Origin of the sequence: Bacillus sp. JJ664, assembly GCF_036962205.1 — a bacterium.
Taxonomy (GTDB): domain Bacteria; phylum Bacillota; class Bacilli; order Bacillales; family Bacillaceae_G; genus Gottfriedia.
This window is the reverse complement of sequence record NZ_JBALMS010000084.1, coordinates 7,221-15,085: the sequence shown is the minus strand read 5'-3', so window position 1 is coordinate 15,085 and position 7,865 is coordinate 7,221. Positions and strand designations below refer to the sequence as shown.

Below are 7,865 nucleotides of genomic sequence, written 5' to 3'. Positions count from 1 at the left end.
AAATACAAAAGCTAAGAGTTCAGACTGATATTATTCATTTATTTGTTCCGTGTTGTTTCGTTGGTAATTTTTCATTAGGTGTACCATTACCTTGATGTTCTTTATTTTTTTGATCTTTCTTTTGTCTTTCATGGAGTTTTTCAACAAACTCATGTGTATCTTCCATTTCATAACCTCCTTACTAGCATCTAAAGTTTACTTTAACCAAACAAATGGAAAACAATTCACGCTTAATTATCCAAGTGTTTTTGTTATGTGTAAGGTCATTTATGAAAGATATTTCAATAGGTACATAACAGTATTAACAATTAAAATGGACTGAGCGATTCCAAATAATATGCCAGTGATAATTCGTAAACTATTATTACTTTCTCTCCACTTCCATTTTTGCGTAAATCCATCAATAAGAAGTGGAATCATTAGTAATGGAAATAACCACCACTTTAAAAAATGTGATTGTATAAATAATAAAGGTAGAAATAAATAGCCTAAAACTATGCCAGAGCATCTCGCACAAAGTGGGAATGTATAATTGGATATTTTGATCGACCGATCTATTCTACGATGACATGGTATCCATTGGAATAAAATCATTTAAATCACCCCACTAATTTGAACAATCAGGACTACAGTCGCAATCTGGCGTACAATCTAAATGACCTTTGCGGAAGTTGCAATCTAAAAAATCGCAGTCAGGAATCAAAGCGTCACTACAGTCACAATCATTTTTATCATTATATTTTCTTTTTCTTCTACGTTCATAATACACAATCGTAAATAGTAAGAAAAAAATACTACCAATTAAAAATAGTATTCCTTTTAAGATCAATCCTTTTATCAATAAAAGAATACCTAATACAAAAAGGATTAAAAAGATACTTAATAAGAAAAAAACCAATATATCCCTACTTTCTGTACAACCTACAGACATTATAACATTTCGATTAAGCCAACTTAAAAGTTAGTCTAAAGAGCAGTCTATTATTTGGACTTTTGAAGGAATGCGCCAATTAAGATAAATACTGCAGACAGCACATGTAGAATCCAACCAAGTATAGGAATCCACGCTAAACAAGAAGTAATAATCCCGAAAATATTCCCATATGCCGTTAGACCAGCTTTTTTTGCTAATACTAGCGTAATTATATGAATGATTAATGCTATTACAAGTGGAAACCATCCAAATCCAATAACGATTGAAGCACCAAGGATTGGGATTCCTAAAATTGCTTCAAAGCCACCAGATATAAATTTTAATGTTCTAACGTTTGAATTCATGAAGATTCTCCTTTAATAGAAATTTGTAAAATTTATCCAATTATAAATTTAATTGTAGTGTAAAATGAACTTTATGAATAGAGTTATTTAATAATTAATCGTTGAACAATTTATAAACGAAAAAGATCAAAGAGTTAGATAACTACCCCTTTGATCTTTTTTATTATATTTTTCTAATTGGAATCCAAATTTCGCTTTTAAATGTCGGTGAGGTAATATCTTTATGCTCATTCCATAAAATCTCTGGGCCTTCAGTTTGTTCATAGTTTGCAGTTGGAAACCATTCTGAATAGATTCGTCCCCAAATGTTTTGTAAAGTTTCCGGGAATGGACCGATTGCTTCAAAGACAGCCCATGTTGAAGGTTGAACTTCAAGATTTATAAAGTTATCTGGACATTCATTTGTTGTAGCAATACCAATATAGTGATCAAGTTCACCTTTTTCTTCCATTCTTTCCTCTGAAAAATTCGTAGATGCACTTATTAATCCACTAGGTACTACATTTGATAGCGATTTAAGTTGACTGATTGTATCAACATCTAAACTTTTCCACATTTCTGCTATTTCAGGATTTACACCATTAAATACGATTGGAACTCTTTTATGAATCCCTACAATTCTAAATGCCTCTTTTTCTTCAATTCGGTAGTTCATTTCATTACCTCCATTTATTGACAATTGGAAGGTCATAGGTGGGAATGACTTCAGATTATGCCCATTTTGTCTCGCTTCAGTTGGAGTTAGACCATGTAGTTGATAAAAAGCTCTTGTAAAAGAATCAGGTGAATTGTAACCATATTTGATTGCTATATCAATGATTTTTTTGTTTTGTTCTTTTAGTTCAAAAGCAGCAAGGGTAAGTCGTCTACGTCGGATATACTCTGATAATGAAATACCAGATAAGAATGTAAACATCCTTTTAAAATGATATTCTGAGCAAAATGCCCTTTTTGCGACTTCTTGAAAATTCATTTCATTCGTTAGATTCTTTTCGATATAATTGATGGCATTATTTAAATTCTTTAATTGATCCACAATATGACCTCCTTTATCAAAGCATAACAGGTCTTGAATGATACTATCCGACATTTCTTGACCAAATAATGTAGGTTCTATTTCTTTAATTATACTCTTTTTCCAGTTTGATTTTTAATAATATAAAAATCAAATCTTCACACTGTTTTTGGGGGTTGAAAATATAATTTTATCAATAAAAAAATGACAACTTAAATAGTTGCCATTTTGATTGTTATTTTGTAAGTATTTATTGATGCTTAATTATATTGTTGTAAGAAAGCTCTTAAAGTTGACGCTACTGAATGTGCATCTTTTAGTTGAGTATTTGTAAATGTTAGTGCAGTTTTCTTTTCGTCTAAGCCTAGAGATTCTTGTAATAAACCAGCCAATCCGCGATGTGAACCTGCTTTATCTACAGCAACTCTCATGAATAAACCATCTTTATTAGGTTCAACCATGCATTCGATTTCATCAAAGCGCCATTCTCTTTTTGAATTTGGTACGAATTCCCATTCTTGATAGAAACGGCCATCCTGTGCTTCTACTTCCACTTGACGTAATCTAAAGCCTAACAATTTAAATGCTTCAACAAAATTTGATAACTCTTCATGTGCATATATTTTTAAATAATCTACATCAGTAGGATCAAAACTTAGATCAATATCTAAATCAGTTTCAATCCATACTTGCCCATGTCCAATTGTAATTGGAGCAAAGTATGGTAATTGGAATGAAAATGGAATAGATCTTTGTTCATTTGCCTCTATTGTTAATTTTCCACTAACACGTTCTTCATGTAATTGTATTTTTACTGAAACTTCACCATCTCCACTTTTCTTTTTTGCGTAAGCTTTTAATTTAAGTGCGATATGATTAATCTCTTGAGCTACTGATCCACCATTGATTTCTACTGTTCCATCAACTTGTTTTCCAGGATATAAATCTTTTGTATGTATAATTGTATTTACTGTGGCTGCGCCAATCCCAAGTCTTGCTAATACTTTTTTAAACATCGTATCCCTCCGTATTTTAGATGACTACATTCTCATTATATATTACTATGATAAGTTTTAATATTCTTTAAATAGTAAACATGTAAAAATATAATATTTCTAGTAGCCATGCATATTTTACTTTTTTATTAGACAAGTTCTTCTTCTTTTAAGCATATTCTATTAAAAAGAATTGATTAGGAGGAACTATTATGCATTTTGTTGTCATTAAGAAAAAATGGCTTCTTTTTAGCTTTGTTTTCATTGTAATAGGTTTTAGTGCCTTGTATTATTTATTCCCTAAATCCGCAGAAACTACAGCTAAAGAAAAGCCATTAGAAACTGTTGAAATACATATGGTTACAGGTGAATTTTCTACCAAACTTGATAATGGTTCAGAAATTGAGGCTTATCGATGGGATCCTGGTACAATCAATGTTGAGGAGAATCAAAAAGTTGTTTTAAAATTACATGGAATTAATGGCAAGGAACATCATTTTCATATAGAAGGTACAAATGTTTCAGGTGTAGTTAAGAAAGGTGAAACAACAGAAGTTACGGTACAGTTTAAAAAAGAAGGAACTTATCGATTAATTTGTGATACCCACTCAACAACTGAAGACTCCGCTCCGATGATTGCTTATATAGTTGTAGATTAATAGTAATTGTAAAAGATAGTAATCTTAAAATTACTATCTTTTTTTCTTTTTATTCATACTTACATTTCATGCTCATATTAATGAGTTGAATCAAAAAATAATAAACGACTTACTTTTTTCTCTATTCATCAAAGATTACTTCATTAGAAGGGAATGATTTAAGTGTTGGAATGGGCGAGTATTATATTAACTTTACTATTATCCAGTTATGTCATCATTGTCTCAACTAAAAAGAAAAATAAACTTTCATGTACGGTAGGTAAAATGGCTAGTATGACAAATTCGATGATGGCTAGTGTTACAATTGGAACAGTCTTAGGAATCATGCTTCGATCAACAGATTTGTCCATTCCTACTATTATTTCAATCATGATTGGCATGTCAATCGGATTTTTAAATGGAAGGCCAATTTCACAAATGGCAGCTCTAGAAGGTATTACTGCAGGTATAATGGGTGGAATGATGGGAGCTATGTTAGGAGTGATGTTACAAACAACCTATATAGAACTCATGATATATTTTCTTGATGTAATCTATGTGATTGTTATGATTTTATTATTAAAAGTAATTGATAAGGAAGCAAATAAACAAGATGATGGATTGAAATCTTTTAAAATGATTTAATCAATTGAAAAAAACACCCCTAATTTATTTTTACGGGTGTTTTTTAGATTACTAACTTTCTTGTAAATGAGCAATGTCACATAGTAATGTAAGGTTTAAATACTCATTTTTAACATCTATTTCAATTTGGGTTAAACTCGTACTATGTACAAATGGGATATCCCAAAGCTTTTCAATAGACGAGTTTTTAAAGTATGCAATAATAGTCGCAACAATGACTGCGTGAGTAACAATTAATACATTTCCGTCTTTATTTGTTTCAATGATGTTTTTTAATACTTCTTCTACTCTTTTTCTTACATTCTTTAGACTTTCTCCATTATGAGGTAGGTGGTTATACGCACTTGGAGAATCCCATAGTGAAGAAAACTCATTTTCAAATCGTTCATTAATTTCATATTTCGTTTTCCCTTCCCAATCACCAAAATTTATTTCTCGTAAATTTTCATCTTGCAAGATCGGAATATCATTTTCTCCTGATAAGATTTTTGCAGTATTCAGAGCTCTCATACTCGGACTTGAATAAATAGACTGAAAACGAATTCTTGATATTTTTTGACTGAGTGCTATCGCATCATTGATTCCTTTTGATGTTAAAGGTGAATCCTTCCATCCTTGTAAACGATTTTGAATATTCCACTCTGTTTCCCCGTGTCTTGTTAAATAAATATGTAACAAATTTATATCCCCCGAACATTAAAACTTTCGATTAACCTATACCGACTATTTTTTAGGCAATAGTAAAATTAGTTATGATTTCTTTGTTCATTCCATTTCATCGCATCTTTCATGCCTTCTTCTATTGATAAAGATGCAGTCCAATTTAATAGTTTATTTACTTTTTCAACATTTGCAAACGCCCCAGCAACGTCACCTAATCTTGGTTCAGTTTCTATTTTTTCGATGATTTTTCCGTATACATTTTCAAAGATAGAAATAAATTCCTTTACCGTTATCCCTTCGCCTTTTCCAATATTTAAGACAAGATACGGTTTTTGAGGTTCATCTGAAAGTTCAAATGCATTCTCAAAGTTTTCAACAGCTTTTACATGAGCCATCGCTAAATCCCAAATATGAATATAATCTCTTATACCAGTACCATCTTTTGTTGGCCAATTTGTACCGGTAATCTTAAATACTTCCCCTTCATCTGATACGGATTTTAATAACTTACCTAGTAAATGAGAAGGGAATTTGATCGTTGCTCCAGTCCGCATTTTCGGATCTGCACCAATTGGATTGAAATATCGCAATGACATTCCTCTAAGTCCATATGCATAGCAAAAATCTTCGAGAATCATCTCTGTCATATATTTAGTTCTAGCATAAGGACTTCTAGGGTTTAATGGTGATTCTTCTGTTACGACCAAATCAATTGGATCGTCATAAATAGAAGCAGAAGAACTATATACGATTTTGTGATATCCAAATTCTTTTAAGTTTGTAAATAAAGAAATTGATTTGGTCACATTTTCTGTATAATATTCACTCGGATCCTCTACAGAATCAGGTACAACTGTCATTGCTGCTAGATGTATTGTAAAATCTATATCTGGATGTTCAGTAATGATTTTCTTCAGTAACGCTTTATCTGAAATATCTCCTTGATAAAAAATTTTGTCAAAAGTAAATTCAACTCGATCATTTTTGTCTAAAATGACAGGAATATGTCCGTTATCAATTAACGCATAACACACAGTACTTCCTATATAACCAGTTCCACCAGTTACTAATATTTTCATATGTATTTCTCCTATTTTTTTATGGAATTATCATTTCATGGTATTATTTTCCAAATTTCTACGTTCAAATAATAATCCTACGATTAATCCTAATAATATATTTGTAATAAATATTGGTTGAAATGGATCGGTTTCTGAGAATATAAAAGTTACCACACCTGCTAGTACTCCCCATAAAATCGGCAAAAAATTAACTCCCCACTATCATTAATATTAATTAGAGCAGACAGGAATCATTCTCATCGTTTCAAAATTAGTACGCGTATAGTTTATCGTTCTCTCCATTTAGATTTCACTTAAACAGAGTACGAATGCAAATCTTCTCCATATTTTACCACGAAATCCTGATTCCTTACCTATTATTCTTTAAACTATGGTTACAGATTTCTTTTCTTCGATTGATAAAATTTTAATTATCAACTAATAAAATAAACATGTTAGCCTAAGAAAAGTGTAAAAAAAACGATTCCATATAAGAATCGCCTTTAATTGCTATGACTAGCTCAGTTATTATATACCCATACTTCTTCATCATGATATTCGTCACCATTTGGTATAAAACCAAAATTTTTATATAAATTCTTAGCTAAGAGATTATCTTTATGAACTGTCAGTCGTATTTCTTCACAAATTGAAAATTTATCAGAAATCCATTTTACGATTTCCTGTAAAGCCGCTCTTCCAAAACCATTCCCTTGAAACATTGAATCTATTATAAAACCATTAATCCAATACATATTTGTAGAATCCTCTTCGTAAGCAAACATGATAAATCCTACTAATTCTTCGTCATGATAAATAGTAAAGGGAATATATTCAACATGTTCACCATCTGGTTTTATATATATTTTTGCTAAAGAAACCGACACTGATGGGACAAAGTTGCTTTGTTCCTTATTAACTGTAAGATTTAAAGCTTTTTCCCAATTATCTCGTGTAACGCTTTCTAAATGAATAGTCATATACACACCTTCTTTTAATTTGATGAAGGAACAGCAAAGTATTTTAATGGCTCTTTATCATCTTCAGATATTGTTCCAAGTGCACGCAACACTTCTTCAGCAAATTTTAAATAATTTGAGCCAGTTGCCGTAATAACATTTCGATCAATCACTAAATAATCTTCCTGTTTATTTGTCCAATTTAACACGCTTGAGTATTCTTTATCTTCCTGAGATAGAGATGCTGTATAGCTTATTTCTTCTAAAATACCAGCTGCTCCTAATAATGCTGGTCCACCACAAATTGCACCAATTATTTTATCTGTAGTATAAAATTCTTTGATCAGCGAAAGTAGTATTTCATTTTCTAATAAAGGATAAGGTGATCCACCTGGAATTAATAAAGCTAATCATTACTATTAATCTTTTCAATCGAATGGTTTGCTAATACTTTTAAATTTCCTGCAGAAATAATTGGTTCATCATTTGTATTTATTGAAAAAGTCTCTAATTGTATTCCTGCGCCCTTTAAACATGTTATTAATATTGAAACTTCAAACTCTGCAAAAGAGTCATAAACAAACAATAATACTTTTCTCATATTCTTTTCT

The 7,865-nt window shown here is 30.9% G+C and carries 13 protein-coding genes; 2 read left to right on the top strand and 11 right to left on the bottom strand.

Annotated elements, in window-relative coordinates:
* Positions 1-34 precede the first annotated feature (34 nt).
* The 5 genes from V7056_RS14360 to V7056_RS14340 form a co-directional block, all read right to left on the bottom strand.
* On the bottom strand, positions 35-166 hold the full coding sequence (locus V7056_RS14360) for a DUF4023 domain-containing protein (RefSeq protein ID WP_087998004.1): 132 nt from the start codon (positions 164-166) through the stop codon (positions 35-37).
* Positions 167-267: 101 nt separating this feature from the next.
* A complete protein-coding gene (locus V7056_RS14355) occupies positions 268-594 on the bottom strand; it encodes a DUF2085 domain-containing protein (protein WP_499702990.1) in 327 nt (108 codons plus the stop codon).
* 387 nt (positions 595-981) lie between these two features.
* On the bottom strand, positions 982-1,278 hold the full coding sequence (locus V7056_RS14350) for a hypothetical protein (RefSeq protein WP_499702988.1): 297 nt from the start codon (positions 1,276-1,278) through the stop codon (positions 982-984).
* 163 nt (positions 1,279-1,441) lie between these two features.
* A complete protein-coding gene (locus tag V7056_RS14345; protein WP_499702987.1) occupies positions 1,442-2,314 on the bottom strand; it encodes an AraC family transcriptional regulator in 873 nt (290 codons plus the stop codon).
* 239 nt (positions 2,315-2,553) lie between these two features.
* Positions 2,554-3,309, bottom strand: coding sequence for a sporulation protein (locus V7056_RS14340; RefSeq protein WP_499702985.1), 756 nt, complete (start codon positions 3,307-3,309; stop codon positions 2,554-2,556).
* A 191-nt stretch (positions 3,310-3,500) separates the two neighbouring features.
* Here V7056_RS14340 and V7056_RS14335 point away from each other — a divergent pair, with 191 nt between their 5' ends.
* Together V7056_RS14335 and V7056_RS14330 are read left to right on the top strand one after the other, a co-directional pair.
* The gene (locus V7056_RS14335) at positions 3,501-3,947 is read left to right on the top strand and encodes a cupredoxin domain-containing protein (protein ID WP_499702984.1); all 447 of its coding nucleotides are present in this window, start codon (positions 3,501-3,503) and stop codon (positions 3,945-3,947) included.
* 162 nt (positions 3,948-4,109) lie between these two features.
* Positions 4,110-4,571: a hypothetical protein gene (locus V7056_RS14330; RefSeq protein ID WP_499702982.1), complete on the top strand. Its 462-nt coding sequence runs from the start codon at positions 4,110-4,112 to the stop codon at positions 4,569-4,571.
* Positions 4,572-4,622: 51 nt separating this feature from the next.
* Here the strand turns inward: V7056_RS14330 and V7056_RS14325 are convergent, their stop codons facing one another.
* From V7056_RS14325 to V7056_RS14300, 6 genes are all read right to left on the bottom strand, one after another.
* Positions 4,623-5,249, bottom strand: a complete 627-nt coding sequence (locus tag V7056_RS14325) for a histidine phosphatase family protein (RefSeq protein ID WP_499702980.1) — start codon at positions 5,247-5,249, stop codon at positions 4,623-4,625.
* A 68-nt stretch (positions 5,250-5,317) separates the two neighbouring features.
* Positions 5,318-6,313 (bottom strand): UDP-glucose 4-epimerase GalE, encoded by a 996-nt coding sequence (gene galE / locus V7056_RS14320; protein ID WP_499702978.1) that lies wholly within the window; start codon positions 6,311-6,313, stop codon positions 5,318-5,320.
* A 30-nt stretch (positions 6,314-6,343) separates the two neighbouring features.
* Positions 6,344-6,499 carry a hypothetical protein gene (locus V7056_RS14315; protein ID WP_499702977.1) on the bottom strand — a complete coding sequence of 52 codons (156 nt, stop codon included), beginning with the start codon at positions 6,497-6,499 and terminating at the stop codon, positions 6,344-6,346.
* Between the two features lie 317 nt (positions 6,500-6,816).
* The gene (locus V7056_RS14310; RefSeq protein ID WP_499702975.1) at positions 6,817-7,275 is read right to left on the bottom strand and encodes a GNAT family N-acetyltransferase; all 459 of its coding nucleotides are present in this window, start codon (positions 7,273-7,275) and stop codon (positions 6,817-6,819) included.
* Positions 7,276-7,289: 14 nt separating this feature from the next.
* A complete protein-coding gene (locus tag V7056_RS14305; protein ID WP_499702992.1) occupies positions 7,290-7,652 on the bottom strand; it encodes a DJ-1/PfpI family protein in 363 nt (120 codons plus the stop codon).
* Positions 7,653-7,660: 8 nt separating this feature from the next.
* Positions 7,661-7,865 (bottom strand): DJ-1/PfpI family protein (locus V7056_RS14300; RefSeq protein ID WP_499702973.1); only part of this gene is annotated, 205 nt, incomplete at its 5' end.